We start from the raw sequence: 26,013 nt of genomic DNA, 5'->3' as shown, positions 1-26,013 counted from the left end.
AACGCGCCTTAGGGCGCGTTTTTTTATGCTTATTGGTAAGCAGCTGGTGTAATTTGGTGTGCTGGGTATACTGGTTTTTTCTGCTTTTGTGTGGTGGTTGTGGCTTCTGTGTTCTTACCTTCCTGGTTAAAACGCCTGTCTGTATTAGTCAGCGCAACTGTGCTGGTGCAGCTCATTAATTTTGCGTTATTACCAGTGTTACTCAGGCTGTTTGGCCCGCAAGCTTATGGTGAATATGGGGCTTTCCAGGCTTTACTGCTGGTGTTGTTACCGCTCTCAGCGTTAGGCTTGCCACAGGCCTTGGTGCAGGCTAAAGGGAGGCGGCAGAAATACAGCCTGGTTCAGCTGTCGTTATTTATTTCTGTGGCGCTGGCGTTGTTGGTTTTTGTGGTCAGTCTGCTGTTTGCCGGCCCTATTGCACAGGTGTTGTCACTGTCAAATCTCACACTCTGGTTATACGCCATTCCTGTTGCCATGCTGGGCTCCACACTGCTGCAGTTACGTCAGCAGCAGTTGATTGGGCTGCAACAGGTGCGGACACTGGCGCGTGCCGAGGTAGTACAAAACCTGTTGGTGCAGTTAAGTCGGCTGGGTGGTGGGCTGGTACACGGCGGGGCATCGGTTCTGGTGGCTATAGCCCTGTTGGCCCCATGGGCTCATTGTTGTTTTTTAACAAAAAGCTCACCCCGTGCCCCCCGCGCAATAGTCCGATACGGGCGCCTGCTTAAAATTAGCGTTACAAAAAGCCGGAAAAGGCTACTCGGGGTGATGCGTCAGTTTCAGGCCTTTATCTGGTTTCAAACCCCGCAGCAGTTGCTCAATACTGCCGCCCAAAGTGCCCCTGTGTTACTGCTGGCTGGTTATTTTGGCCCCAGTGCAGCAGGTTTTTATACCCTCGCCAAAACGGTGTTAGCTTTACCTGCTCTGGTGCTTGGCAAAGCGGTAGGCGATGTGTTCTACCCACATTTTGTTCACTGTGCAGAACAGCGGAAGCCGCTGGTTTTTGTATTGCTGAAGGCCATGGCTGGTCTGGCCCTGCTTGGTCTGTTGCCTTTTTCACTGCTTGCTTTTTGGGGGCATGAAATTTTTGGCTGGGTGTTTGGTGACCAGTGGCGAAGCTCCGGGGATTACGCCCGCTGGATGGCCCTGTGGTTATATGTTGCTTTTGTGAATACCCCCTGTGTAAAAGCGGTGATGGTGCTGCGAATTCAACACTGGGCTACGTTACTGAATTTATTTACTTTTATTGGGCGAGTGCTGGCGTTTGTCTGGGTTGCAAGCGACAACGGACAGCCAGTATCGGCTATTGCTGCATTTGCCTTGGTTGGCCTGCTGCATGTGCTGTTGTTTTCATCTATGACCCTTTATTTTTGCGGTAAAAAGGAGAGTGCTGTTGCTGGCAAGGTTTGAAGGTGCAACCTGGAATTTATCGGGAGCTTATGGCAAAACCGAGGTATTGCCTGAGTTATGGTTATGTGGCCAGGTTTTTTCTTGTGAGCAGGCTCTGGCTGCGGCCGATTTGTTGCCGCTGTTGACGCTGGCCTGTCAGCAAAACCAACTGCCAGAGTACTTGCGGTCGCTAAACGGCTTTTTCTCTGGCGTTTTGTTGCTTGACGGGCAGCTTTTCTGTTTTACCGACCGAACCCGCAGCCGGCCTTTATTCTACGGCATGGACGGAGCTGAGCTGCTGATCAGTGATGACACCGGATGGCTGCTTGAGCGGTTACCTGCGGCAGAACCTGAACCGGACAGCGTTGCTGAATTCAGCTTCACCGGTTTTATTACCGGCAGCGCAACTCTGCACCCAGGGATTTATCAGCTGCAGGCGGCAGAATTGCTGCAGTGGTCTTTGGGGCAACCACCACAACGCATAATTTATGACTGGTACCTGCATTTGAATAGCCAGAATACACCGGAGTCTATTCAGCCCTGGCTTGAGCAGTTGGACCAGGTGACAGAAAAAGTGGTGCAGCGGTTAATCCGTTATGCAAATGGAAGGCAAATCGTATTACCGCTCAGCGGCGGTTATGATTCACGCGCCCTGGCCATGCATTTTCGTCGTGCCGGTTACCCTGATGTCGTCTGCTTTACCTTTGGCCGGCCTGGCAGCGCCGAGGTCGCGCTGAGCCGCAAAGTGGCCAGTCTTGCAGGTTATCCATGGGTTTGTGTGACTTATTCCCGGCAAATGTGGCGCGAGCTGTTTCAGCAGCCGGAGTTTCAGCGTTTTCTCGATTTTGTTCATGGCCTGGTGTCTGTGCCCACGGTTCAGGTTTTTCCGGCCATACAGCAGCTGGTGAAAAACCGGCAGATAGACGCCAATGCGGTGATTGCGCCGGGCCATACTGGTGCTTTTTTTTCTGGTGCACTGGATGACTCTGGTTGGTGCGAAAGTCATCAGGTGCCAAAGGCTTTGAACGCGGTGCTGAAGAAACATTATGAACACAGCAGGGAGGCGTTGCCTGAGGCGGTCAGAGAAAAAATCGTCCTGCAGCTTGAGACCATAGCTGACGAAGCGCGGCGCCGGCAGCGGCTGAATGTCAATAGTCTGGCTGAATGCTGGAACTACCGCGAACGGCAGGCCAAATTCATTATCAACTCAAATCGCTATTATGATTTTTTTGCGTTGGATTGGTGGATGCCGCTTTGGGACGGAGACTTTATGGCTTTCTGGCAACAAGTGCCGTATTCACTGAGGCGCTCCAAACTGTTGTGGAAAACTTATGTGAACCAACTGGTGTCCCAGCAAAGTGGCAATGCAGAGCCACTGGGCCACGCCAATGTAAAACGATACCCATGGCTGACCCGCTTGTATTCCTGGTTTAATTATTTCCTCGAAGATAATCATCTGTACGCCATAGTGCCATTCAAACGATGGCTGGCGTTCAAATTGCGCTTGAGTCAAGAGCGGGGGACAGTGTTTGGCACCTTGGCTGGTTATATGGTTTTTCGCGACAAACTACGCTTTGATATAAAAAATACGAAATCACGCAAAAATATGTCTAAAAATGCAGCAATGTGAGGCGTGTCGTTCAGATATACTGCGGCGGTCCGTCAACAATTTTCATGAATTATTGCCAACCACATACTGAGGTTGGCTTTTTTTTACCTTCAGCTTTATAGTTGCCTTCCTGACTTTTTGCTCACAAAGCTCTTTTCTGAAAAAAACCACAGGTTGTTATGAGTGTATTGAAACGTCTTATGCCCGCATCGTTCAAGCAATGGTTAAAGCAGTGTATTGAACATGTGAGTTTGTTTTGGGCTGGTCTTTTGGCATGGAGTGCGTTTTCTGCCTCGTTATTCTATTTGTTCAGTCCGGCTTTCAGGCGCGAACAGCGTTCTGTACTGGCTGGCCGTCTTGCCTATCAACAGCAGTTGCATCAGCTGGGACAAAGCAGCGCCTTGTTGCGCCGTAATATTCACCGGCTGGAAAAAGGTCTGATTATGCAGCCACGCCGGGCCAGTTTTGCCTCCGACTACATTATGGAAACTGTGGGCACCTTCCAGCGGGCTGTGCAGCAGAAAAGTATCTGTGCTGCTGAGCTTAAATGGGCCGCTGATGTACTGAACTTCTATTTTGACGTTGTGACAGATACGGCAGAAATTGCCAAAGCCAGAAGTTTGTTTGGCCAAGCCTGGCAACAGCTTTGCGAGGACCAGGCTGAACAGGGCTGTGCAACCGTTGGCGCAGGCAGCGGCTCTGTGCCTTATCCTGCCAGTGCTCTGCCAGACTGCCCCATCGAGTTTGCTGATTTGCATACCTTGTATCAACGCCGCCGTTCTGTGCGTTGGTTTACCCAACAGCAGGTGGACCCAGCGCTGGTTCGCCAGGCGGTGAATGCGGCCAGCCTGGCGCCTTCCGCCTGCAACCGTCAGCCGTATCGTTTTGACCTGCTCACCAGGCCTGCAGATGCCGCTAAAGTGGCCGATTTGGCAATGGGTACCACAGGTTTTGCCAGACAAATTCCCAGTCTGATAGCGGTGATTGGGGACTTAAGCTGTTATCCGGCCGAACGGGACCGTCACGTGATTTACATCGATGCCTCGCTGGCGACTATGCAGTTAATGCTGGCGCTGGAAACGCTAGGCCTCTCCACCTGCCCAATCAACTGGCCAGATATTGAAAGCCGGGAAAAAGCCATTGCCCAGACCTTGGGGTTGGAGCCTTATCAGCGTGTGGTGATGCTGCTGGCGATAGGCTATGCCGATCCGCAAGGTGGCATTGCGTTTTCTCAGAAGAAAACAGATGCACTGTTGGTGCGTGAGGTGACGTTATAAGCAGCTGCGTGTGTTTTTGTTCAGTAACAGGCTGGCTGGTTCAGGCCATAAACAAGGAATAATGTGACTTTTATAGAAATTCGTGGCGTGCAGTTTGTGAACAAGGGAGCAGAGCTGATGTTGCATGCCGTGTTGCAGCAGCTTCGGCAGCGCTGGCCACAAGCCCAGGTGGTGCTGCAAACAGGAGCGAACTCGCCTTATCAGGCCAGAGCCCTGTTAGGCGCTTATCAAAAAGCAGGTTTGCGGCTGTTTGGTGTCGAAATGAATGCGTACAGCCACTATCTGCCAAAAAAGCTGCGGCAGTGGTTAATCCGGCAGTTCGGTATTGTCACTGAAGCGGATATTGACGTCGTGCTGGATGCCAGTGGTTTTGCCTATGGCGACCAATGGCCGGAAGCGCATGGTTTGTACCTGGCCGATGAATTAAAACGTTTTGCTAAACGCGGCAAGGCCTATGTGTTTTTGCCCCAGGCCTTTGGGCCCTTTAGCCGGGAAAAAGAGCGGCAGGCTCTGGCAGAGGCGTTGCCGTTAGCACGGCTGGTGCTCGCCAGAGACCCACAAAGCCTGCAGCATTTGCGTGCGCTTTGCCCGCAAGGCAACATTCAGCAAGCGCCGGATTTTACCAACCTGGTGCAGGGGGCGTCGTTGGTGCCCGCCTTGCCTGCCAATACCCTGACAATGATCCCGAATTATCAGATGCTGAGCCCACGTAATTCGGATCAACGTTGGCAGAACAGTTATTTGCCGATGCTCATCCATCTGATGTTAAGGGCTCTGGAGCAGGGCATGCAGGTGCTGGTGCTGAACCACGAAGGCAACAAAGACCAAGAGTTGTGTGAGGCATTAGTGGCGGCCAGTCAGGGCCGGGCGACACTGCGTCAGGAAGCCGCTCCTTTAGTGGTGAAAGCCTTGATTGGACAAAGCAAAGCGGTGATCTGCTCGCGTTTTCATGGCTGTGTCAGTGCCTTGTCGCAGGGCATACCTTGTATTGGTACCAGCTGGAGCCACAAATATCAGGCCTTGTTCGCTGACTATCTGCAACAGCGGTTTTTGCTTGACCCAGGGCTGTCAGAGAGTCAGTTGGCTGAATTGATGGATGAACTGCAGGACTTACCGGCAGAACCATTATTGCAGGCCTCCGCGTTGCTGAAGCTGCAGTCAGAACAAATGTGGAACCTGGTGATGCAAGCATTGTCAGAGCAACGGAGCCCGAGTGCGGTGAATGGCTGAAGCCTTTGATTTCACCGCATTTACTCAAACCAGCTCTTGCCGCGAGGTTTTTTTTTCTCTATCCTGTGGGAGCTTTTTAAAAAGGGATGATAGTCATGACTAAATTAAATGCGTTATTCGCTGCCGCTCTGCTGGTTGCTGGTACTGCTTCTGCTCAGGAAGAAGCTGCTGCTGGTTCAGGTGCGTTCGGTGGTACTATCGGTGGCGTTGCTACTGGTACTGTGGTTGCTGGTGTAGTCGCTGCTGGTGTAGTTGCTGCCATTATCAGCAACTCTGACAGTGATTCAGTAACTCCACCACCACCACCACCAGAGAAGGAGTGGACCTGTAACGGTTCTGACCCACTGATCAACACCAACCAATGTGTTGGCACGTCAGTGACTGTAACTGGTACTGGTACTGCTACCCGTACAATGGCAGTAACCTACACTTACGCAGCTACGCTGCAATAAGTCGTCAGGTTCTGAGAAAGCCGCCAGTAGGCGGCTTTTTATTAGCTGTGTATCCAGTTAGCTGTGTATCCAGGGTGGATTGTTATGGTGATTTTCCGGTTGTGTCTGCTGGCCTTGACCTTCAGCTCTTTAGTTTCCTGTACTTCAACGTATCAAAATTATGCCTATAGCTTTGAACAAGCTTTTTTTCCGGACTCAGGCGTCAATTTAACCGCTGACGAGATTGCTGCGCAAAAATACGACGTGCTTTATGTCACCTCTGGCAACAGGCCTCGGGCTTTGGTGGTGCTGGCGTATGTTGAGCAGGATGATCGCAAATGGGTTTCCAACGATAAAGCCATGCTGGTTACCCGCAATGGCCGGGTGGTGAAGACTGCTGGTTTCAGCACAGATTTAGTCTACAGCGAAGCCACAGTGGCCGACCCGCTGCAGCATCAGGCGTTAGAGCTCCGACAAGGGCTGAGCTGGAATTCACTCAGTGACTGGTCTTCAGGTGACAGCTCTGTACAGACTTCCTATCGCATTAGCGATGTTCAGGCTGAAACCCTGGAGATTGCCGGCATGAGCTTGCCCACACGCAAAGTGACTGAGCAGGTTACTTTTGGCAACGGCCAAACGGCCGAGAATGTGTTTTGGTTGGACCCGTCTTCAGGGCAGGTACTAAAAAGCCTGCAATATATCGCGCCCTTCTTTTCCCCTTTATTAATTGAACATGTGACTGCTGCAGCCAAACTGCAGGCATTAACCAAACAAGGAGAAGCCTGATGCGGTTATGGCTCAGTGTTTTAGCCTTCTGCTGTGTACCTCTTCAAGCGGCAGAACCTTTTGCTTTGGTTGAATGGCAGGGGCAGTATCGTGGGTATTTTGAAGCACCCCGTTTAGCGCAGGTGCTGGAACAGGCGAGTCAACCACAGATTTATTGGCCTGCAGCCCGGTTGTTCAGAACCGATGCCGAATCGCTGGCGCAAGCTGCATCGCAGCAGTCCCTGGTACTGGCTCAGTTAGAAAAAGCCAGAGCGTATTACCTGGCTGACAATGATCAGGCTGAAGCTCAGGCGGTTGCCCAACTTATTGCCTCCATCAGTCAGTGGCAAGTTGGTTTGCCGGTGCCGGGTTCAATGGACATTGACCGAGTGCGGACTCAGCTCAAATTTAACCCCAAGCTAAACGCCGGCCATTACAAACTGCTGGCTGGAAAAAGACCTACGCAATTGACTGTGCTTGGTATGGTGGCAGAAAACACCTATCCGCTGCAGCAAGGCTTACGCGCCAGTCAATTGCAGCTCACTACGCTGCCCGGCGCCAATAAAGACATTGTTTATGTCGTGACGCCAGCTGACGTCAAAACTGTGGGTGTCCGTTTTTGGAATGCCGAAACAGAGCCGCTGGCGCCCTGGATGACCTTGCTGGTCGGATTGGATACAGATGCATTACCGGATGAGCTGGCCGAGTTAAACACCCAGCTGGCCATCTTAGTCGGCTACAGGATGGTTGAATGAAGACGTTGAATTACTTGACGCTGAGTCTGTTGGCTTGCTCAGTACAACAGGCGCTGGCCGCCGATTATTTCTGGCAGTCTCCGGCTGGATTGTCGCAAATGGCCCAAGGTGGCACTGGCTTAATTCAGATGCCGACAGCGCGTCATACCAAAGAAGGTGATTTTCACCTCAATTACAGTGACAGCCAGGAATACCGGTTTTGGACCGCGTCGTTACAACTCTTTCCCTGGCTTGAATCAACCATTCGTTACACTGATGTCCGGACCAAGCTGTACAGTGAGGATCCCAGCTTTAGCGGCGATCAGACCTATAAAGATAAAGGCATAGACCTGAAACTGCGCTTATGGCAGGAATCACTGTATTTACCCGAAGTGTCAGTCGGCATTCGTGATTTTGGTGGTACTGGCTTGTTTGAAAGCGAATTTATTGCCGCCAGTAAACGCTTTGGCCCTGTCGACCTGCACCTTGGCATTGGATGGGGCTATTTGGGCCGGCGCGACAATATTTCCAACCCGTTTTGTGATTTGAACGACCGTTTCTGTGAACGCCCAGGCGGTGTTTCAGGTTCGGGCGGTAAGGTTGAATATAAAAAGTTCTTCCGCGGCCCAGCGTCACTCTATGCAGGCATCGAGTATCAGACGCCATGGGCGCCGCTGCGGTTAAAGGCCGAATACGACGGCAACACCTATCAGCAAGATTTTGCCGGCGCTTTGGCGCAGGACTCGGATTTTAACGTAGCGGCTGTCTACGCGGTCAATGAAGCATTTGACATCAACCTGAATTACCAGCGTGGCAATACCTTTGGTTTTGGTCTGAGTTACAAGATTAATTTCCATACTGCCAGCCAAATTAAACTGGACCCGCCGCCGGTAGAGGTGACTGAGCAGCGGCCGGTCAGTGCTCTTGACCAGATTGATAAGGCAGAGCTGTCCAAGCAGCTCTACTTCAATGCGGGTTTTGTGGTCAACAATTACCAGCTGAACGACGAACAATTGGTACTGACAGGCCGCCAAGTAGCGTTTCGGGATGAAAACGTCTCGATGGAACGTATTGGCCGGGTGTTAGCGCAACACTTGCCGGAATCCGTCAAAGACTACCGTATCGTGCTGGAAGCGGGCGGTATGCAGATGGTGGAGACAAAAATTGATGCTCCGGCCTTTATTGCTGCGGCCACGGCACAAGAGCCAGAGCTGGCTATTAGTGACAGTTTTACCCGGCAAAACCCCGGAAGCTACCAGTGGGTGGGCGAGGTTGAACCATCCGGGTTTGGTTATGGCAGTAACCTGTTTTGGATCCAATCCTTTGGCAGTCCGGAAGACTTCTACATGTACCAGGCCGGCTTGTTTGCCAATGCGGCTTACCAGTTCAATTCGAACTTCGGTATTTATGGCACAGCCAAGATTAACTTACTGACCAACTTTGATGAGTTCAATTACAAGCTGGATGATTTTGACACCGATTTGCCGCGGGTCCGTACTTATGTTCGCGAATATGTAACCCGCAGTGACATCACCATGGAAAACCTGTACGGCCAATGGAAAAGTGAATTGGCGCCGGATTGGTTTGGTCAATTATACGCCGGTTACCTGGAAACCATGTTTGGTGGGGTTGGTGGCGAAGTCTTGTACCGGCCTGTTGACTCGGAGTTTGCCGTAGGCCTGGACCTGAACTACGTCAAGCAGCGCTCCTACGAAAAAGAACTGGCATTCTTTGACTACACAGCCTTTACCGGACACGTCACTGCCTATTGGCAGCCTCAGGATGGCTGGTTGAAAGACAGCATGGTGAAAGTCAGTGCAGGTCAGTACCTGGCGAAGGATAAAGGCGTGACGCTGGAATTTGCCCGGCGCTTTGACAGCGGCATTATTGTCGGTGCTTATGGAGCATTTACCAATGTCTCTTCTGAGCAGTACGGCGAAGGTAGCTTCACTAAAGGCATGTATGTTTCTATTCCGTTTGACCTGTTCTCCTTGAAATCGGCGACAGGCCGGGGTTTATTGCCTTGGGTGCCTATTTCCAGAGATGGCGGTCAGATGCTGAATCGTCCTGTACGCTTAATGGACGTGACCGAACTACGGTCGACCTTTAACCGTTAACACAGGCTGCCTATGAAAATCACTGCTGTGCAGGGATCTGAACTGTTATTGCTGGAACCTGAACTGCTGACGGACTCGCGGGGAAGTTTTGCTGAAGCTTGGCGCGAGTCTTTGCTCAATGCCCAGGCAAAACATCCTGTCCACTTTGTGCAGGAGTCGTTTTCGGTATCTGCCCAATATGTGCTGCGCGGTTTGCATTACCAATTGGATCAACCGCAGGCCAAGTTGATCCGGGTGATCAGCGGCGAAATTTTTGATGTCGCGGTGGACTTGCGACCTGATTCGGCCAGTTTTGGCCAGCACTATGGCTTAACGTTAAAGGCGAGGGACAGACAGATGCTGTTTGTCCCAGCTGGCTTTGCTCATGGCTTTCAGGTGTTGTCAGCCGAAGCGGAGGTGCAGTACAAGGTTTCGGCGTATTATGACGCGCCATCGGATCGGGCGTTGTTATGGAATGACCCTCAATTAGGCATTCGCTGGCCTTTCCCCACACAAGCGGTATTGTCGGAAAAAGACAAACGCGCACCGGCATTGGCGCAGGCAGAGTTGTTTAAGCACGGCTTATGACGATGAAGATTCTGGTACTTGGCAAAGCCGGGCAACTGGCACAGGCGCTGGCGTTCAGCCAGCCTGCTCATTTAGAGGTGCGGTATCTGGGGCGCGACAGCCTTGGCTTATTAAGCAATGCCGTGCTGAATGAACAGCTGCAGGCGTTTACACCGGATCTGATTATTAATGCAGCCGCCTGGACCGATGTGGATCAGGCTGAACGGCAGAGCGCAGCGTGCACCTTAGTAAACACAGCCTTGGTGCAATGGCTGATACAGTGGGCAAAACAGCAATCGACTCCGCTTATTCATATTTCCACTGATTACGTCTTCAATGGCGACGCATCGCAACCTTACACAGAGCAGTCAGCAACGTCGCCTTTGAACCACTATGGGCAAACAAAGCGAGACGCTGAATTGTGTTTGCTCAAAGACTACGCAGCGCAGACACTGATCCTGCGGACCTCGTGGCTTTATTCTGGCTTTGGCAGTAATTTTCTGGTAAAACTGCTCGCCATTTTGCAGAAAAATCCGCTGCAGGAGCTGCCTATGGTAACCGATCAATGGGGAAGTCCGACCTCGGCTCTCGATCTGGCCAAGCGGATATGGATGTTGGTGCAACAACAGTTCAGGCCTGGTCTCTACCATTATGCAGGAGCGCAGTGCGTCAACAGGTTTGACTTTGCAACCCTGATTGCAGAGAGGGCTCACCAAGCTGGCTTGCTAACAGAAGACGCCCGGTTTGCACCTGTCACTCTGGCTTCTTTTGGTGCTGTAGCCAACAGACCATTGTACTCTTGTCTCGACTCTTCACTGCTGCTGGAGTTACAAGGCTGGTCTCAGAGTGGATTATCTGCAGATATTGATCGCGAATTGCAGCGACTGCTGCCGTAGAGTGATTATTCATGGTAGCTTCAGGCTGGATGAGTTTCACTCTGCAATCAGATAAGCAAAACCTTGCTGAAAAGGGGCTTTGTGTTGGAATACGACCTGAATGGATTCAACGAAAGAGGTCTACGGCAATACTAAGGCGTGAATGACTGTATCGTCTGTTAGCCGATGTAGAAAGATGGGACGAATGAATGAAGAAAGTATTAGTGACAGGTGGCGCCGGCTATATTGGCAGTCACACTATTTTGGCTTTATTGAAAGCAGGTTATCAGGTTGTCAGTTTTGACAACTATTGCAATTCAAGTCCACAGGCTTTGCAACGGGTAAAAACACTGGCCGCAGCTGACGACAACGCCTTGGTGGTCGAGCAGGGCGATATCCTTGACGCTGCACGGTTAAAAGAAGTGTTTGTGGCCCACCAGCCTGCAGTAGTTATTCACTTTGCCGGCTTAAAAGCGGTCGGCGAATCTGTCCGCTTACCGTTGAATTATTATCAAACCAATGTGGCTGGTACCTTAATTTTGTGTCAGGTAATGCAAGAGGCTGGCTGCACCGATTTGGTGTTCAGTTCTTCTGCCACTGTGTATCGCCCGGAACAGCAAATGCCACTCTCCGAAGAGAAGGACCGCTTTGCGGTTAACCCTTATGGCCAGTCCAAACTGATGGTGGAATACATTCTGGAAGACTTTGCTAAGGCAAATCCTGAGTGGAACATCGCGCTGCTGCGTTATTTTAACCCGGTGGGCGCCGACGTTAGCGGTCAGATTGGTGAAGACCCCAATGGTTTGCCAAACAATCTGATGCCGTTTATTTCCCAGGTCGCTGTCGGCAAATTGGATAAACTGAGTATTTTTGGTGATGACTACCCGACGCCAGACGGCACGGGCGTGCGTGACTACATCCATGTCAGTGACTTGGCCGATGGTCACCTGGCGGCGATGCGTTACCTGGAAAGCAAACCCGGCCTGGAAGCTTTTAACCTGGGATCCGGTGCTGGCCATTCGGTGCTGGAAATTGTGAAAACCTTTGAACAGGTCAATCAGGTGTCGGTGCCGTATCAAATCGTCGAACGTCGACCAGGCGATGCACCGGTCAGTTATGCCTGTCCTGATAAGTCGCTGCACTTACTGGGCTGGAAGACGAAGAAAACCTTGGTGGATATGGTGCGCGACAGCTGGAACTGGCAGAAACAAAACCCAAACGGTTACACGTCTTAGCCGTTACTGCGCATCTCTGGCAAAAAGCACTTCTTTGGAAGTAATGCCAGTCAGATAAGCAGTTTTTATGCAAAAACTGCTTATCTATTCACGAGTTGGTTCAGCTGCAGCGGAAAAGGCAAAGCCCACGCAGACACGCCGTGAATACATTCCCTGTAGGCTCGGCTTTGGCATCCCTGCCAAAGACGGTCTGCTTAGTTCTTTACCTTTCCTCGCTTTGGATAGATTCAGTTCGTTTACAGTTTTAGTTCAGGTGAATGCTGATAGTGTGCGGTAAAAAGTAATGCCAGTCAGCTTAACTGACTGGCATTACTTCTTCGGAAGTGCTTTTTTGTTATTAAATCATCTGCTCAATTTGTTTGCGGATGTACTGATAACGTTTGCGCTGATCCTTGGGCAGCTCAGCTTCCTGTTCAATCACATTCATGCATTTGTGTGCCAGAAACAGCAAATCCTCGTTCAGGCGGCCGCGTTGGCTGATGGCCTGCAACAGATTCAGCGCAATATTGGCATTGGCCGGCATGGATTTCTGCGCTTCAATAAAATAGTTGATGGCTTCGGAATAATGGCCTTGGCCATAGGCTTCAATGCCGGCGTTATGGCTGGACAACATGGTGTTGCGCTTCTGCGAGTATTTTTGCTGCTCGGATAACAGCATGGTGCTAATGGCTTTGTGGTACAAATCAGCACTTTGCGATTGCGAGTTCAGCGCTTCCATATAATGGTCGCTCATCGCCAGATTGCCGCTTTCAAAATAAGCACGGGCCCGGTCAAGCAGGCCAGAAGCACTGGGGGCTTTATGCTGGCTTAAGTCTTCACTTTGCTTCAGGTACTGTCTGGCTTGTTCGGTTTTACCTTCAAGGGCCGCCACGCGCGCATCCAGCACCAGCCGATCGGCTTCGTAGGTACTGGGGTGAAAGCGTTTTTTAATGTCTTTCAGAAAGTGCTCAATACGTTGCAAGGTATTGCGCCGCTCACCTGGTTTTTGCTGCTGGGCTTGCTGCAAAAGCGCCCTGGCGTAGTTCAGCATATTGTCGGCGGTGTCGTGAATGGAGTAACGGGCGGCTTCCAATAAACGGCGGTGAATTTGTACCGCAAGCTCCGGCTGATTATTGACGACAGCCAGGTTCGCCAGCACATGCTGGCGCAGGTAATTCTTCGGCGAGGCATCAGCAACCGTACGCACCGTGTCAAAGGCTTGTTCCAGCTTATGCTGGCTGAGGTAAAGCCGGGTCAGCCAGTCCAGTGCTTCAATCCGGGTTTCATTCTGATCGGACAATTCAAGCAGCATCTCTTCAGCTTCTTCGCTTTTGTCCAGGTACCCCTTGGCGACTGCCAGGCCCAGTTTGGCCCATGCCAGCTCGCGTTCTGCCAGCATGGTCTGATACAACAGCTCGGCTTCATTAAAACGGCCAAGCTTGACCAGCAATTCACCTTTTAAGCGGATAATGTAATTACGGTGCTGCGGGTGTGCCAATTCGGCTTCGTTGCATTTGTCCAGCGCCGGTTCAAACTGCTCTTCGGCAATGGCTTCGTAGGCGTGTTTCAGGCTTTGTTTGATATGAAAAGCGCGCTCAATGCGCCGCTGCAATTCGGCATAACTAAAGGGTTTCAGCAGGTAATCATCGGGCAAGAACTCAATCATGCCGTACACCGCCTGGCGCTGACGTTCACCACTGATCACAATAAAACAGCTGGATGGCTTTAAGCAGCGTTCTGCTTTCATCGCTTCAAACAGCTGATAACCGTCACGGCCTTCGCCTAAATTGTAATCACAGAGCACAAAGTCAAATTCATGACGACGGCAGGCCGCAATAGCCGTTTCCGCATTGCGGGCGAAGATCACCTGCTCAAAGCCAATCAGCGTCAGCATGCTGCGCATATAAGCAATGACCTGTTCGTAATCTTCAATCACCAGCACTTTTTTGCTGCGGTAAAACGCCTGTTTTGTTGCCACGACCTGTTGTCCCTGATAACCCAAGGCCAGACTAACACAAAGTTTTCCGCTTTATGCAGCAGGAATGTGTAACAGCAAAAGAATTAACCTGTTGTTTACCACCAGCTTTTTGGATCAAGGGTTGTGGCTTCTGCGCCCTGTGCAATCCAGGCAGACAGTCGCTGCGCCACATTCGGGTACTGCACTTGCTGATACGCTGCGTCACTGACTAGCCAGCGGCCAATCTGCTCAGTGTTTAGCTGTGACACTGCACTGCCAAGTTGAAGCTTGGTCAGCGCCAGCGCATTAGATTCTTGTTCCATCTGGCGGTGCAGCGGTTTGACCAGAATACGTTTTTTCAGCTGCAGCGCTTCACTGACCAGCTCAAAACCGGCATTGCAAAGGACAAAAGCGCTGCGGTGTAAATCCTGCTTAAAATCGGCCAGACAGGGCGGGGAGGTGCTGATATGACCCAACTCCGCTTTAGCGAGACCAGGGCCGTACAGCTTAAAGCGAAAATCAGTCAGCGGGGAGAGCCAGTGCAACACCTGCTCTGGTGCTTCAAAGGGCAGATACACCAACACCTGCTTTGGCTCCGCGCTGTGGCAGGTGGGTTCCAGGTCGACTATGGGCGGTAAAATCGGCTGATCAAAGTGATGCCAGTGCAGGCCAATTTGTTGCCGGGCCGGCGCATAGTGTTGAAATACGCTGCGACTGACCCAGTTGTCATGCGTCATCGGGATTTGATGCAAAAAGGCGTATTGGTGACCAAAGGCGACTGAGCGTACCTGCTGACGCCGGGCGGCCAGCGCTGTGACGGGTTCAAAGTCGGTGAGCACCAAGTCGTAGGCGCGGCAGTCAAGTGCGCGCACATCCTGCCAGAGTTGCCATGGCTTCGATTGCAGTGCTGTTTTCAGGTAATTGATCTGGCCTTGTTCTGTGACAAAACTAAGGCCGCTGCGGGTCTGGAACTGACCAAATTGCTCCATGGCAAACAACTGATCGGTGGGGCGGCCGGAAAACAGATAATCGACCTGCACCCCGTGTTGCTGCAGATATTTGCCCATGGCACGGGCTCTGCTGATATGACCATTTCCAGTGGCTTGCACGCCGTACAACACCCGCATTCAGGCTCCGTTAGTCTCTCCAGACCAACGCTTTAAAATGGGCCCGGCACATCGAGACGTATTGATTGTTACCACCTATCTGCACCTGGCTGCCCGCCGTTGCCGGCTGGCCCTGTTCGTCCAGCCGCACCACAAAGTTGGCTTTCCGTCCGCAGTGACAGACTGTTTTCAGTTCAATAAGTTTGTCGGCCCAGGCCAGCAGCGCCTGACTGCCGGAAAAGGTCTCGCCGAGAAAATCCGTTCTCAGGCCAAAGGCCAGCACAGGCACCTTCAGCTCATCGACAATATCCGTCAACTGGCGAACCTGGGCTTTGCTTAAAAACTGCGCTTCGTCAATCAGCACGCAGTCCAGGGTTCCTTGCGCAAGCAGCGCCTTGCAATGGCTGACAAAATTAAAGTCGGCGTCAAAAATTTGCGCGTCCATCGACAAGCCAATACGGGAGCTGATTTTGCCCACGCCGAAACGGTCATCAATGGCGGCGGTAAACAGCGCGACCTGCATGCCGCGTTCCTGGTAGTTGTAGGCACTTTGCAGCAGGGCCGTCGATTTACCGGCATTCATCGCCGAATAATAAAAATACAGTTGCGCCATGGAAGCTTTCCTTCTGAAAATCCGGCGCACTATAACAAAAACCAATCTAACGGGGGAACATGACAGATTCGCGACAAGCACGTACACTGCGCTCAACAACAATGGCGGGTGGCCTGGAGTAAGAAAATATGGATAAGTGGTTATTCGGTTCTGTGCTGGTGCAGGTTCTGCTGACCCTGGCGGTGATGGTGCTGATGGGGCGGCGGCGTTTTGCCTCAGCCCGCAATAAAGAGATTTCACTCAAAGCCTTTCGTACTATGGACCTGGCGGGTGCCAATGAAGGGGTAATCACGGCCAGCCGTAACTTTGATAATCAGTTCCAGTTGCCTGTGCTTTATCTGGCCGCGGTGGCGCTCACACTGCCGGCAGGACTGGCAGAGTTGCCTTTAGTCTTGTTGGGCTGGTGTTTTGTGGTTAGTCGGGTGGCCCATTGTCTGGTGCATACCGGCAGCAATAACGTCCGGTTGCGTTTTAGCCTGTATTTGCTGGGCGCGGTGTTTTTACTGCTTTACTGGGTGAGGCTCAGTGCCTTGGTATTGCTTGCGTAAATTCATCGTTGCAGTGCTGGTGACTGGCTGATGTGGACTGAGCTGCTGGCGTACGCCAGTCTGGCCGCCAGTGCTTTTGTCTCAGCAACTTTATTGCCCTTTGGCTCCGAGCTGGTGCTTCTCGGTTTGTTGCAGCAGGGCTATCCGGCGCTGCTGCTCTGGTTGTTAGCGACGTTGTTTAACACATTGGGTTCTGTGCTTAATTGGTACCTGGGTGGCAAACTGAGCCTGTTTCAGCACAAAAGCTGGTTCCCTTTTACGGCCGGACAAATGCAGCGCGCCAGTGCGCAGTTTCAGCGTTATGGCCAGCTCAGCCTGTTGTTTGCCTGGCTGCCTGTGCTTGGCGACCCACTAACCCTGATTGCCGGCACCTTAGGCACCCGGCTGCGCTGGTTTTTACTCTTGGTTGCTTGTGGTAAAGGCCTGCGGTACGCTGCCTTGATTTGGTTGTTTCCTCTGGAGTTTTCATGAAGACATGGATAAAACTGGCGCTGCTGTCGGCCAGCCTGGCCTTTGGCAGTGCCGCTGCACAATCGCAAAACAAAGCCCCTGCCTGGCAACTGTTGCCGCAGCAGGATTTATTGTATCTGGATACCGACCAGGGCACTGTGGTGATCCTGCTGGCCAGTCAGTTTGCGCCGCGCCATGTCGAGCGGGTGAAACAGCTGACCAAAGCAGGGTTTTATGATGGTGTCAGCTTTTACCGGGTGATTGAAGGCTTTGTCGCCCAGTTTGGTGTGCCAGAGCATGAATGGGGTAAACGTGCCCAACTGGAGCCGATGAAAGCCGAATTCAGCTGGCCGGTGCGCTCCGGCGATGATTATCTGCTGGTGCAAAAGCCTGATTTATTGGCGGAAGAAACCGGCTTTAACCAAGGTTTTGCGGTGGCGCGGGAAAAAGGTCAGGAATGGCTGGTGCACTGTGCTGGGGTGGTGAACCTGGCGCGTGCTAATGAGCCGGACACCGGCGTGGCCGATTTAGCCATTATGATGGGGCAGGCGCCGCGTCATCTGGACAAAAATATGTCGGCGTTAGGCAAAGTGGTGTGGGGTCAGTCCGTACTGAACCGTATTCGCCGCGGTGATGCTGAGCAAGGTGGTGTCATTGCTACCGCGGCTCAGCGTACCACTATTAAAACGGCTCGCCTTGGCAGCGACCTGGCGAATGACCGGCAACTGCCACTGGAATGGATGTCCACCTCCAGTTCTGAGTTTGCTCAGGGCCTGGCTGAACGCCGCTCGCGCACCCATGTGTTTTATCAGCACAAAGGCAATGGTAACCTTGATGTCTGTTACCCGCAGGTGCCGGTGCGGTTGGCAAAAGCGCCAACGCCATAAAATTCGCTGGCAGGGCAACCGAGTTTCAGTCATCATACGCGCCTTTTCTGGCGCCTGAGGGGAAAACCTATGAACTATGAATTAACAGCGGACGATCTGAACAAACTGGCTGAGCTGGATGCTGAGCAGCGTTATGATTATTTCGTAAACGCGGTCGCTGATACAGAGCAAATCTGGATCCTGGTGGACGAAGAAGGCTTTGTGCTGGTCGATGCAGACGACGAACGTTGTATTCCGGTCTGGCCTCATGCGGAGCTGGCTGAGCAGTGGATCAATGGCGACTGGGCGCAATGTCAGGCGCAAGCCGTGGACGTTTCTGTGTGGCTGGACAAGTGGACAGCTGGCCTGAATGGCGACGAACTGGCCATTGCCGTGTTCCCGCATGCACAGCAACCTGGTGTGGTGATTGGCCCTGAAGAGTTCGCTGAAACCCTGATTGAAGCGACCGAAGACAACAACTAAGTTGAGCTTTCGCCAATAAAAAAACCGCCTGAATGGCGGTTTTTTTATTGGCGTATTTGGGGTCACATCTTTGGGGTCAGGTCTTGTATTTTGCATTGAAACGCAAAATACAAGACCTGACCCCAACTCATTACTGTCGGGTTAGCCGGAATTGCGGCACATCGCAGGCTGATGAACTGCGAAACGGGTTGATGTCGAGGCCGCCCCGTCTGGTGTAACGGGCGTATACGGTTAACTGCTCTGGCGCCGCCAGTTGCCAGATATCCAGAAAGATCCGCTCGACACACTGTTCATGAAATTCATTGTGGCTACGAAAGCTAATCAGGTATTTAAGCAGGCTGGCATGGTCCAGAGCTGGCCCTTTGTAATGAATGTACAGACTGGCCCAGTCTGGCTGGTTGGTGATCAGGCAATTGGATTTCAGCAAATGCGAATGCAGTTTTTCTTCGACCGGCTCAGCCTGCGCTTTCAGTTGCAGCAAGTCCGGGTTGTAGCCGTATTGATCGACCTCAATGTCAAGCTCGTCGATGCAGCGCCCTGGCAGCCAGGTTGGTTGAAACGCCGACAACTCATTGACGTTATGCAAAGTGACCTGCACCAGGCCACCGGCACAGCGGCTTAAATCATCACGTAACGTGCGGTACAGCTGGCTGATATCGGCAAACTTGCTCTGATTCAGGCTGTTCAGATACAGCTTAAAAGATTTGGATTCAATCAGGTTCGGCGTATCAAAAGGCACCACAAAAGTAGCCAAAGCCACCATCGGCTTACCTTTGGGGTTGAGCCAGGATAATTCATAGCCATGCCAGATATCCTGGCCGACAAAAGGCAGTTCAGCTGTTAAACCAATGGCTTGACGGCCCAGGCTGCGCGGCACGCCTTGCAGCAATTCGGGGTGGTACTGGTCGATGTAAGCGGTGCTCTGGCCCAGGGTTAAACCGGCCAGAGCTTCAGTCTGGATTTTTGTCATCTGTGCGGGAACCAAGTTAGAATGGCGGCAATTTTAGCACAGAAGTGAGTTGTGATGCCGAGCGCCTTCCTTGTTCAGTACCAGCAGTTTATTGGAGCCTACCTGCAAAAACACCCAACCTTGTGGACCTGGGCCGATCCTGCCCAGCTTTCACCCTGCCAAATCGGTGAGGTGGTTGATGAGCAGGTGCGTTGGCAACCTGTGGCTCAGCCTGAACTGCAGAGTTTTTCTGCCCTGGAGCAGGCGCTTGGTTTGCAGTTTCCGCAGCAGCTGACTGAGTTTTATGGCAATTGGTTTGGCGCTGGTTTGTCGGTGCAGCATGAACGTGGTGGGGTTGAGCTGCTAATGGCCTGGCATCAGGCCGACTTTGAGCGCTTGCAGCAAAATATAGTCGCTCACGTGCTGATGAAACGGCGTCTGAAGCAGCGAGAGACGGTGTTTATTGCGGCGACCGACGATGACCATTATCTGATTTCCATGCTGCTGAGCAGCGGCGAAGTCTACCTGGAACGGGTGGGTGCAGAGGTCAGTGATTGCCTGGCCGCGGATCTAAGCCAGTTTTTACAGCAGCTCAGTTTTTGAGGGCTTAGCTGCAATCAAAGGCGATATTCGACACCAGCTGGCAGCGGTCGCAGCGAAAATCAAACAACTGGTGCCAGGGCTGCTCCAGCCGCCATTGGCCACCACAAGCCGGGCATGGTTTTTCAGCTTCTAACGCACAGTTGTGGCTGCTGCCGCTGTACAGGTAGTAATACACCGGCTTGCCGAGCTCAGCACTTAAAGCCCGGGCCTGCTGATAGCCCATCTTGTTTAATGCACTGCCAAACTGCTGCAAAGAGAGCTCAGCCTGTCGCGGTAACACCCGGTCCTGCTGCATCTGAATTTCATCCAGCGCCTGATACTGCAGCTGCCAGCGGATCAGCGCTTCAAAATCGTCGCCGCCTTGGCGCAGCCGGTACAAAGGCACTGGGGCGAAATGCTCCGCGCAATACAGTACTGAGTTCATCGCACTGAAGCTGCAAAACTGGATCAGTGCCTCAGGTTCAGCGCAAGGGTCGGTGTGATTGGCCATCAGATCCTGACCCAGCAGCCTGAGCTGAGGGTACCCCAGTCCGGCTTGCGCCAACTGCTCTAATGCGTCAGCACCACGCTGGCTATGCCAATGCTGCTGTAAAGCTTCGGGTTCAGGCACTAACAAACGGCTGATAAAACCGTCTTCTGTCTGGTAGGTCGGAAATTCCCTGCCCAGCATTTGCCCCTGAAAAATCAGGCATTCCAGGTAGTGGCGAATGGCCTGTTCAGCCCGGCTCAGGCTGGTATCTGCAATCAGGGTAAAACGAAGTTCAGCCACCCACATCAGAGGTCCAACTTTTGCAGCAGCCGGTCTAACTTGGCTTCGATCCGGTTTAATTGTTGTCGCAGGTCATCCTGTTCAGTCGGCGGCGTCGCCGCAGTCACAGCTGGAGCCAGTGGTTCTGTCGGCACCTGACCATTACGCCATGCCTGGTAGGCTTGCAGCAGGGCAGGGCTCATCGCCACCTGGCCAAGCCGGCCTTTGATCAATGCCAGACTGGGTTCTTTGCCTTCTTGTTGCAGGGCATAGGCGGCCGCAGCCACCTGTTGGGCTAATTGACTCATAACGTTACTATCCGACTAATTTATGGTGAAATTTACCACCTGGTAGAATGCTACCACCAGTGAAATTGTGTAAGTTATTGATTTTATATGGTTTATATTTTTGGCCTGCACTTTGCAAAACAGTCAATAACTTCTTCATAACGACAAGGGAAAGCCCAATGAACTATTTAAAAGTAATTACTGTTGCCAGCGCGATGATGGCCTTATCTGGCTGCGTGGTGGCTGTGGGTGGTCATGACAATGACGACAGTTCGAATTCTGCCTGGCGCAAAACTCAGAAACACAACAATCAGGTGATTAGCGCGCTGCAAATCGGTACTTCATTGGACAATGTGCGGGGCCAGTTAGGCACGCCGGACTTCAGTGAATCTTTCAGTAACAATGGTGCTGACACTGTGGTGCTGTTTTACCGCACGCATCATGAACACAGCGACGGTGAAACCAGCAAAGATGAATGTACGCCACTGATTTTCCGCAACGGCCTGCTGACTGGCTGGGGCGACAAAGCGTACCGTCAGTTGTAACCAACTACTTCATTCAGTGTGCTGCTAACGCAGCAGCACACTGAGTTCATCGATCACTTCACACCAATCTGCGTCTGCTTTGAGCTGCTCCGCGAGAAAGGCGGCTTGTGCTGTATCCCAGAACGGCGCCCGTTCTATCGCCAGGTCCGGCGCCAGCTTGTGATGTTCAATAAAGTTGCGCATGCTCTGCTCGGAATTATCCAGCCCCAGCTGGGCAAATAAACTGGGTAAATCGTGGTTGATCTGGTGCATAAAGCGACTCCTCTGTGTTTTTAGCCAATTTAATCTCGAAACGTCAACAAGCCCTAACTATAGCCAATTCAACTCTGGCGCAGAAAAAACCTTGGCATTGGCAAGATCCTGCTTCACTGCTATGGTGTATAAAAACCAGAGGATAGTTCAATGACAAGTCCCGTTCCTTTAGATCTCAATAGCTTAAAAGCCCGCTTGTTGGATGCCGACGAATTAAAACTGGCGGCCTCCCTGTTGTATCAGGCCTACCATGATGATCCGGTCTTTATGGACATCTTCCGCGCTGAAAAGTCGGATTATGAACAGCGCCTGCGCGCCACCATCCGCGAAGAACTCAATTTGTTCTGGCAGGAACAACAACCTGTGATCGGTCTGTTTCAGCAAGAGCAATTGCTGGGGGTTGCCTGTGTAGTGATGCCTGACTCGCCACTCAGTGGTGACCGTTTCTGGCACTGGCGGCTTAAAATGCTACTGACCGCTGGTTACGTGTCGATGAAGCAATTGTTGGAAAAAGAACAGCGTATTCACGCCGCCATGCCGGTACAGCATTACCATATGCTGGCTTTTATTGCGGTGGCACCGGCGTATCAGCAGTCGGGGCTGGGGCATTACCTGCGCCAGGCGGTGGATTCAGTGGTGGAGCAGGACCCAAATTCTCTTGGGGTAGGTGTCTTTGTTACGCTGGACAAGAACCTGAAATTCTTCAGTGACGACCATTACCAGAAAATTACCAAACTGAGTTTTTCCAAAGTGTCAGGCACCCTGATGTTCAGACCGCGGCAAACCTCGCCGTTAAAAGTGGTGGAGTAAATGCAGTTTAAAAGCTTCGCGGAGTTTTACCCTTATTACTTATCTGAGCACCGCGACCCGCGCTGTCGCCAGCTGCATTACGCTGGCTCGACGCTGGTGCTGTTGTTGTTGGTCGGACTGATCTGGAGTGGCGCCTGGAGTTATTGGTGGCTGCTGTTGCTGGCGGGTTACGGCTTTGCCTGGGTTGGGCATTTTAAATTTGAGCACAATAAGCCGGCGACCTTCAAATACCCCTTTTACAGCCTGCTGGGAGACTGGGTGATGTATAAGGATTTTCTGACCGGGCAGCTTAATCAAAAGCTGCGCCAGCTTAACCCGCATTAGATCCGGTGCGGTGGTAATTGAAAGCTCAGGTAACGTAAGCCGCTTAAACGCAGTTCGCCCTGATAGCGGCTTTCACCGTCACTGGAAAAATCAACTTTATAGCGGGTAAACCAACGAAATCTGTGGTCGAGGCGGGCAAATTGGTGGCCGTCTCTGGCACATTCCAAAAATTGCAGTTGTTGCTGTTTGCATAATTGGCGGGCTAACTTTTCGGCCACTTCATCTTGCTTACGTTGTAATAAAAAGGCGTAGGCAAAGGCCATTACCGCCAATAATAACCAGACAAAATCCATCTGAATCTCCTTAAATGCAGGGGCATAATGGCGACTGTGATTCGGCTTTGCAAGGGGGTCAGTGCCCTGTGTTAAACTGCCGCCTTTCGGAGGACCTATGAATTCACAGGTTATTTTACTGCTGGACCAGATAGAAGCTGAGCTGAAAGCTCTGCAGCTCTGGAGCCCAAATCCACCCGATGCCGCAGCCCTGCAAAGTACACTGCCGTTTTGCTACGACACTATGCCGTTACAGCAATGGCTGCAGTACGTGCTGTTACCGCGGATGCGGGCGCTAGTGGAAGGGGGCTTGCCGCTGCCTGGGCAAATCAGTATTTGCCCAATTGCCGAAGAAGCCTTTAAACCTGTGGATAGCGCAAAGCTGGCACTGATTAATCGTATTGGGGACCTGGATGAACTGCTTAGTGGACAGCGTCAGCAGCAAAGCCCCCGCGACTGACGAGCTGCGGGTTTTATACCGCGATGAAGCGCTGATCGCCATCGACAAACCTTCGGGCTTGCTGATGCACCGTTCTTTTCTCGATAAACATGAAACCGAATTTGCTGTACAGAAGCTGCGGGACCAGATTGGTCAGCATGTGTTTCCGCTGCACCGGCTGGACAGGCCGACCTCTGGCGTATTGTTGTTTGCTTTGTCGTCCGATATTGCCCGGCTGATGACGGCACAACTGACCGCCAAACACTGGCAAAAGTATTACCTGACCCTGTGCCGCGGCTTTTTCCGTGAGGCTGGTGTCCTGGATTACCCGTTAAAGGAAGAACTGGACGCCATTGCGGACAAAAAGGCGGACCAGGACAAAGACAAACAACAGGCGCAGACCGCGTTCTGGCCTTTGGCCAAGGTGGAGTTGCCTATTGCGGTTGGCAAATACCCGGTCGCACGGTATTCCTTACTGCTGGCGCAGCCGCTGACCGGCCGTAAGCATCAAATCCGCCGTCATCTGGCGCATTTACGTCACCCTGTGGTGGGCTGCGTCAACCACGGCGAAGGCCGGCACAACCGCTTGTTTCGCGAGCATTTTGATTGCCACCGGCTGGTGCTGCATGCGGCCAGGCTGGAACTGACGCATCCGCTGACCGGTTTACCGTTACAGATTGATGCCCCCTTAACGGATCTGGCATCCTTGTTTTCGCGTTTGGGCTTTGAAAGCGACTGGCACTGGTATCAGCAGCAGATGCTGAATAGTCAATCAGAACTCGCACAGTTACCTGCATTAGGAGAACACGAATGAAAAAAATCGCCATTATGGTGGGCACTGTGTACGGCGGTGCGCAATTTGTGGCTGAAGAAGCCGAAAAAATTTTGCAGCAAAAAGGCTACCAGACCTGGCTGTCCGTTGAGCCGAAATTAAACGACGTGCTGGCCTTTGCACCGGATATCTGGCTGGTGATTACCTCCACCACAGGTCAGGGCGATATTCCGGATAACCTGCTGCCGTTTTTTATCGACGTAAAAGACCGTTTCCCGTTATTAACGGGCAAAAGTTATCAGGTGATAGCGCTGGGCGACCGTGGTTATGGTGACACCTTTTGTGGTGCTGGCCGCCAATGGGAAGAGCTGCTGGCGGAGTTGCAGGGCAGGGCACTGGCCCCGATGCTGGAAATTGATGCCGGTGAAACTTTGCAGCCGGAAGATCTGGCTTTGCCTTTTGTCACAGAAAAGTTCTAACGCCAAACTTTTGGCTATTGATAACCATTCTTGATTAGATTAAGATGCACTCACTGAATAAATGTGAGTGCATTATGTACGTTTGCCTGTGTAAAGCTGTCACCGACAAAGCCATTCGCCAGCAAGTTGCTGAAGGCGCCACCAGTATGCGTGAAATTCGCAAGCAACTGGGCGTGGGCAGCCAATGTGGCCAATGTGTCTGTGAGGCCAACCAGGTGTTCAGTGAAGCCTTAAGCAAATACGCCGCGTTACAAATTCCTTGTCTGGTACTGACCGAAACACGTCCTGCTGCCTAAACTGAATTTTTATCTTTATTTTTTGCATTTTTATTAAATAAGCTGCAATTTCATCCGTTTAGCGGCATACTATGGCCATTCTTTTTGCGCCGAGGACTGCATTTTATGACCCCTATCCGCACTGTCGCCATTGTTGGTGGTGTACACGGCAATGAATTTTCCGGTATTTACGCCATTCGCCGCTATCAGCAGCAACCAGAGCTTATTCAGCGCCCCAGCTTTTCGGTCTCGACACTCTTTGCCAACCCACAAGCGCACCAGGCCAATAAACGCTATTTACACAGTGATTTAAACCGCCAGTTTAAAACGGTGGATCTGAATAACCCGGCGCTGGCCAATTACGAACAAAGCCGGGCCAAGGTGATTAACCAGTTGCTCGGGCCTAAAGAAAACCCAAAAACAGATTTCGTCATTGACCTGCACAACACCACCAGCAATATGGGGGCATGCCTTATCATGACGCAAGCCGGGCCTTTTTATAACCAGCTGGCGGCGTACGTCAAAATGGTGATGCCTGAGGCCATTATCTCGCGTGACGAAGACCACTTTGCCCGCGAAGACCATGCGCTGCTCTGCACTTTAGGCAGCTATGGGGTGATTGTTGAAGTGGGGCCGCAATCGCAGTCGGTGCTGCGTCAGGACGTGCTGGAACAAATGCACGAGATGACCAAACATATTCTGGACTTTGTTGAGCTGTATAATACTGGCACCTTGCCAGAACTGCCTAAACGCACCGAAGCGTATTTATACCTGCACAGCATTAAGCTGCCGATGAATGAAAAAGGCGAGCGTCTGGGCATGGTGCATAAAAATGTGCAGGACAATGACTACAAAGCTATTGCGCCGGGAGATCCTATTTTCACCTTGTTTGATGGCACTGAAGTGCCGTACGACGGTGACACCGTGGTGTACCCCACCTTTATTAACGAAGCGGCGTATTACGACAATAATCTGGCGATGTCGCTGAATGACAAAGTCTGGATTGAGCTGGAGTAAGTCACTGCAGAATAAAAAAGGCGAGCTGAGC

The 26,013-nt window shown here is 51.9% G+C and carries 32 protein-coding genes; 24 read left to right on the top strand and 8 right to left on the bottom strand.

The window, feature by feature from the left end; all coding sequences use genetic code 11:
* The first annotated feature begins 99 nt into the window (after nt 1-99).
* The 11 genes from ACFO3I_RS17650 (at nt 100) to galE (ending at nt 12,208) form a co-directional block, all read left to right on the top strand.
* Nucleotides 100-1,410 (top strand): oligosaccharide flippase family protein, encoded by a 1,311-nt coding sequence (locus ACFO3I_RS17650; RefSeq protein ID WP_377336308.1) that lies wholly within the window; start codon nt 100-102, stop codon nt 1,408-1,410.
* Nucleotides 1,394-3,019 (top strand): asparagine synthetase B family protein, encoded by a 1,626-nt coding sequence (locus ACFO3I_RS17645; protein ID WP_377336307.1) that lies wholly within the window; start codon nt 1,394-1,396, stop codon nt 3,017-3,019. Before ACFO3I_RS17650 ends, ACFO3I_RS17645 begins: the two co-directional genes overlap by 17 nt.
* A gap of 179 nt (nt 3,020-3,198) precedes the next feature.
* Nucleotides 3,199-4,275, top strand: coding sequence for a nitroreductase family protein (locus ACFO3I_RS17640; protein ID WP_377336305.1), 1,077 nt, complete (start codon nt 3,199-3,201; stop codon nt 4,273-4,275).
* A 63-nt stretch (nt 4,276-4,338) separates the two neighbouring features.
* On the top strand, nt 4,339-5,505 hold the full coding sequence (locus ACFO3I_RS17635; RefSeq protein ID WP_377336303.1) for a polysaccharide pyruvyl transferase family protein: 1,167 nt from the start codon (nt 4,339-4,341) through the stop codon (nt 5,503-5,505).
* Between the two features lie 95 nt (nt 5,506-5,600).
* Nucleotides 5,601-5,957, top strand: a complete 357-nt coding sequence (locus tag ACFO3I_RS17630) for a hypothetical protein (RefSeq protein ID WP_377336301.1) — start codon at nt 5,601-5,603, stop codon at nt 5,955-5,957.
* 84 nt (nt 5,958-6,041) lie between these two features.
* Complete coding sequence (locus ACFO3I_RS17625; RefSeq protein WP_377336299.1) at nt 6,042-6,722, top strand: YjbF family lipoprotein; 681 nt, start codon at nt 6,042-6,044, stop codon at nt 6,720-6,722.
* A complete protein-coding gene (locus ACFO3I_RS17620; RefSeq protein ID WP_377336297.1) occupies nt 6,722-7,456 on the top strand; it encodes a capsule biosynthesis GfcC D2 domain-containing protein in 735 nt (244 codons plus the stop codon). The genes ACFO3I_RS17625 and ACFO3I_RS17620 overlap by 1 nt, the downstream gene beginning before the upstream one ends.
* Nucleotides 7,453-9,552: a YjbH domain-containing protein gene (locus ACFO3I_RS17615; protein WP_377336295.1), complete on the top strand. Its 2,100-nt coding sequence runs from the start codon at nt 7,453-7,455 to the stop codon at nt 9,550-9,552. The genes ACFO3I_RS17620 and ACFO3I_RS17615 overlap by 4 nt, the downstream gene beginning before the upstream one ends.
* Nucleotides 9,553-9,564: 12 nt before the next feature.
* Nucleotides 9,565-10,119: a dTDP-4-dehydrorhamnose 3,5-epimerase gene (gene rfbC, locus ACFO3I_RS17610; protein ID WP_377336293.1), complete on the top strand. Its 555-nt coding sequence runs from the start codon at nt 9,565-9,567 to the stop codon at nt 10,117-10,119.
* Nucleotides 10,116-10,994 (top strand): dTDP-4-dehydrorhamnose reductase, encoded by an 879-nt coding sequence (gene rfbD / locus ACFO3I_RS17605; RefSeq protein WP_377336291.1) that lies wholly within the window; start codon nt 10,116-10,118, stop codon nt 10,992-10,994. Before rfbC ends, rfbD begins: the two co-directional genes overlap by 4 nt.
* 188 nt (nt 10,995-11,182) lie before the next feature.
* Nucleotides 11,183-12,208, top strand: a complete 1,026-nt coding sequence (gene galE, locus ACFO3I_RS17600; protein WP_377336289.1) for a UDP-glucose 4-epimerase GalE — start codon at nt 11,183-11,185, stop codon at nt 12,206-12,208.
* Nucleotides 12,209-12,545: 337 nt separating this feature from the next.
* Here galE and ACFO3I_RS17595 read toward each other — a convergent pair whose 3' ends face one another.
* The 3 genes from ACFO3I_RS17595 to ACFO3I_RS17585 form a co-directional block, all read right to left on the bottom strand.
* Nucleotides 12,546-14,165 (bottom strand): response regulator, encoded by a 1,620-nt coding sequence (locus ACFO3I_RS17595; RefSeq protein WP_377336287.1) that lies wholly within the window; start codon nt 14,163-14,165, stop codon nt 12,546-12,548.
* A 95-nt stretch (nt 14,166-14,260) separates the two neighbouring features.
* Complete coding sequence (locus ACFO3I_RS17590; protein ID WP_377336285.1) at nt 14,261-15,271, bottom strand: MJ1255/VC2487 family glycosyltransferase; 1,011 nt, start codon at nt 15,269-15,271, stop codon at nt 14,261-14,263.
* Nucleotides 15,272-15,281: 10 nt separating this feature from the next.
* On the bottom strand, nt 15,282-15,863 hold the full coding sequence (locus ACFO3I_RS17585) for a thymidine kinase (protein ID WP_377336283.1): 582 nt from the start codon (nt 15,861-15,863) through the stop codon (nt 15,282-15,284).
* 128 nt (nt 15,864-15,991) lie between these two features.
* Here ACFO3I_RS17585 and ACFO3I_RS17580 point away from each other — a divergent pair, with 128 nt between their 5' ends.
* From ACFO3I_RS17580 to ACFO3I_RS17565, 4 genes are all read left to right on the top strand, one after another.
* Entirely contained in the window at nt 15,992-16,411 is a 420-nt protein-coding gene (locus tag ACFO3I_RS17580; protein ID WP_377336281.1) for an MAPEG family protein, read from the top strand.
* 30 nt (nt 16,412-16,441) lie between these two features.
* Nucleotides 16,442-16,882 carry a YqaA family protein gene (locus ACFO3I_RS17575; protein ID WP_377336279.1) on the top strand — a complete coding sequence of 147 codons (441 nt, stop codon included), beginning with the start codon at nt 16,442-16,444 and terminating at the stop codon, nt 16,880-16,882.
* Complete coding sequence (locus tag ACFO3I_RS17570; protein ID WP_377336277.1) at nt 16,879-17,748, top strand: peptidylprolyl isomerase; 870 nt, start codon at nt 16,879-16,881, stop codon at nt 17,746-17,748. The genes ACFO3I_RS17575 and ACFO3I_RS17570 overlap by 4 nt, the downstream gene beginning before the upstream one ends.
* 69 nt (nt 17,749-17,817) lie before the next feature.
* Nucleotides 17,818-18,210: a DUF2750 domain-containing protein gene (locus ACFO3I_RS17565; protein WP_377336275.1), complete on the top strand. Its 393-nt coding sequence runs from the start codon at nt 17,818-17,820 to the stop codon at nt 18,208-18,210.
* A gap of 130 nt (nt 18,211-18,340) precedes the next feature.
* Here the strand turns inward: ACFO3I_RS17565 and queF are convergent, their stop codons facing one another.
* Nucleotides 18,341-19,180: an NADPH-dependent 7-cyano-7-deazaguanine reductase QueF gene (queF, locus tag ACFO3I_RS17560; RefSeq protein WP_377336273.1), complete on the bottom strand. Its 840-nt coding sequence runs from the start codon at nt 19,178-19,180 to the stop codon at nt 18,341-18,343.
* 54 nt (nt 19,181-19,234) lie between these two features.
* Here queF and syd point away from each other — a divergent pair, with 54 nt between their 5' ends.
* Complete coding sequence (syd, locus tag ACFO3I_RS17555) at nt 19,235-19,762, top strand: SecY-interacting protein (protein ID WP_377336271.1); 528 nt, start codon at nt 19,235-19,237, stop codon at nt 19,760-19,762.
* A 4-nt stretch (nt 19,763-19,766) separates the two neighbouring features.
* On the opposite strand, the gene ACFO3I_RS17550 is transcribed toward syd, so the two are convergent.
* Complete coding sequence (locus ACFO3I_RS17550; RefSeq protein ID WP_377336269.1) at nt 19,767-20,537, bottom strand: DUF2310 family Zn-ribbon-containing protein; 771 nt, start codon at nt 20,535-20,537, stop codon at nt 19,767-19,769.
* The gene (locus ACFO3I_RS17545) at nt 20,537-20,818 is read right to left on the bottom strand and encodes a hypothetical protein (RefSeq protein ID WP_377336267.1); all 282 of its coding nucleotides are present in this window, start codon (nt 20,816-20,818) and stop codon (nt 20,537-20,539) included. Before ACFO3I_RS17545 ends, ACFO3I_RS17550 begins: the two co-directional genes overlap by 1 nt.
* A 158-nt stretch (nt 20,819-20,976) precedes the next feature.
* Here ACFO3I_RS17545 and ACFO3I_RS17540 point away from each other — a divergent pair, with 158 nt between their 5' ends.
* Complete coding sequence (locus ACFO3I_RS17540) at nt 20,977-21,342, top strand: DUF3192 domain-containing protein (protein ID WP_377336265.1); 366 nt, start codon at nt 20,977-20,979, stop codon at nt 21,340-21,342.
* A gap of 24 nt (nt 21,343-21,366) precedes the next feature.
* Here ACFO3I_RS17540 and ACFO3I_RS17535 read toward each other — a convergent pair whose 3' ends face one another.
* Nucleotides 21,367-21,594: a DUF2789 domain-containing protein gene (locus ACFO3I_RS17535; RefSeq protein ID WP_377336263.1), complete on the bottom strand. Its 228-nt coding sequence runs from the start codon at nt 21,592-21,594 to the stop codon at nt 21,367-21,369.
* A gap of 150 nt (nt 21,595-21,744) precedes the next feature.
* Here ACFO3I_RS17535 and ACFO3I_RS17530 point away from each other — a divergent pair, with 150 nt between their 5' ends.
* Nucleotides 21,745-22,404 carry a GNAT family N-acetyltransferase gene (locus tag ACFO3I_RS17530; RefSeq protein WP_377336261.1) on the top strand — a complete coding sequence of 220 codons (660 nt, stop codon included), beginning with the start codon at nt 21,745-21,747 and terminating at the stop codon, nt 22,402-22,404.
* A complete protein-coding gene (locus ACFO3I_RS17525; RefSeq protein ID WP_377336259.1) occupies nt 22,405-22,728 on the top strand; it encodes an Mpo1-like protein in 324 nt (107 codons plus the stop codon).
* Here ACFO3I_RS17525 and ACFO3I_RS17520 read toward each other — a convergent pair.
* Nucleotides 22,725-23,021 (bottom strand): DUF3301 domain-containing protein, encoded by a 297-nt coding sequence (locus ACFO3I_RS17520; protein WP_377336257.1) that lies wholly within the window; start codon nt 23,019-23,021, stop codon nt 22,725-22,727. The genes ACFO3I_RS17525 and ACFO3I_RS17520 overlap by 4 nt on opposite strands.
* Before the next feature lie 97 nt (nt 23,022-23,118).
* Here ACFO3I_RS17520 and ACFO3I_RS17515 point away from each other — a divergent pair, with 97 nt between their 5' ends.
* The 5 genes from ACFO3I_RS17515 to ACFO3I_RS17495 all read left to right on the top strand — a co-directional run bounded on the left by ACFO3I_RS17515 (nt 23,119) and on the right by ACFO3I_RS17495 (nt 25,982).
* Nucleotides 23,119-23,460, top strand: a complete 342-nt coding sequence (locus ACFO3I_RS17515; protein WP_377336255.1) for a YqcC family protein — start codon at nt 23,119-23,121, stop codon at nt 23,458-23,460.
* A complete protein-coding gene (gene truC / locus ACFO3I_RS17510; RefSeq protein WP_377336253.1) occupies nt 23,414-24,253 on the top strand; it encodes a tRNA pseudouridine(65) synthase TruC in 840 nt (279 codons plus the stop codon). The genes ACFO3I_RS17515 and truC overlap by 47 nt, the downstream gene beginning before the upstream one ends.
* A complete protein-coding gene (locus ACFO3I_RS17505) occupies nt 24,250-24,690 on the top strand; it encodes a flavodoxin (protein WP_377336250.1) in 441 nt (146 codons plus the stop codon). Before truC ends, ACFO3I_RS17505 begins: the two co-directional genes overlap by 4 nt.
* 74 nt (nt 24,691-24,764) lie before the next feature.
* Complete coding sequence (locus ACFO3I_RS17500; protein ID WP_377336248.1) at nt 24,765-24,986, top strand: bacterioferritin-associated ferredoxin; 222 nt, start codon at nt 24,765-24,767, stop codon at nt 24,984-24,986.
* 105 nt (nt 24,987-25,091) lie between these two features.
* Nucleotides 25,092-25,982, top strand: a complete 891-nt coding sequence (locus ACFO3I_RS17495; RefSeq protein WP_377336246.1) for an aspartoacylase — start codon at nt 25,092-25,094, stop codon at nt 25,980-25,982.
* Nucleotides 25,983-26,013: the final 31 nt, after the last annotated feature.

Source organism: Rheinheimera marina, assembly GCF_042654345.1.
GTDB classification, from domain to species: Bacteria; Pseudomonadota; Gammaproteobacteria; order Enterobacterales; family Alteromonadaceae; genus Pararheinheimera; species Pararheinheimera marina.
The sequence above is the reverse complement of the archived record's forward strand: the minus strand, read 5'-3'. Positions and strand labels throughout refer to the sequence as shown.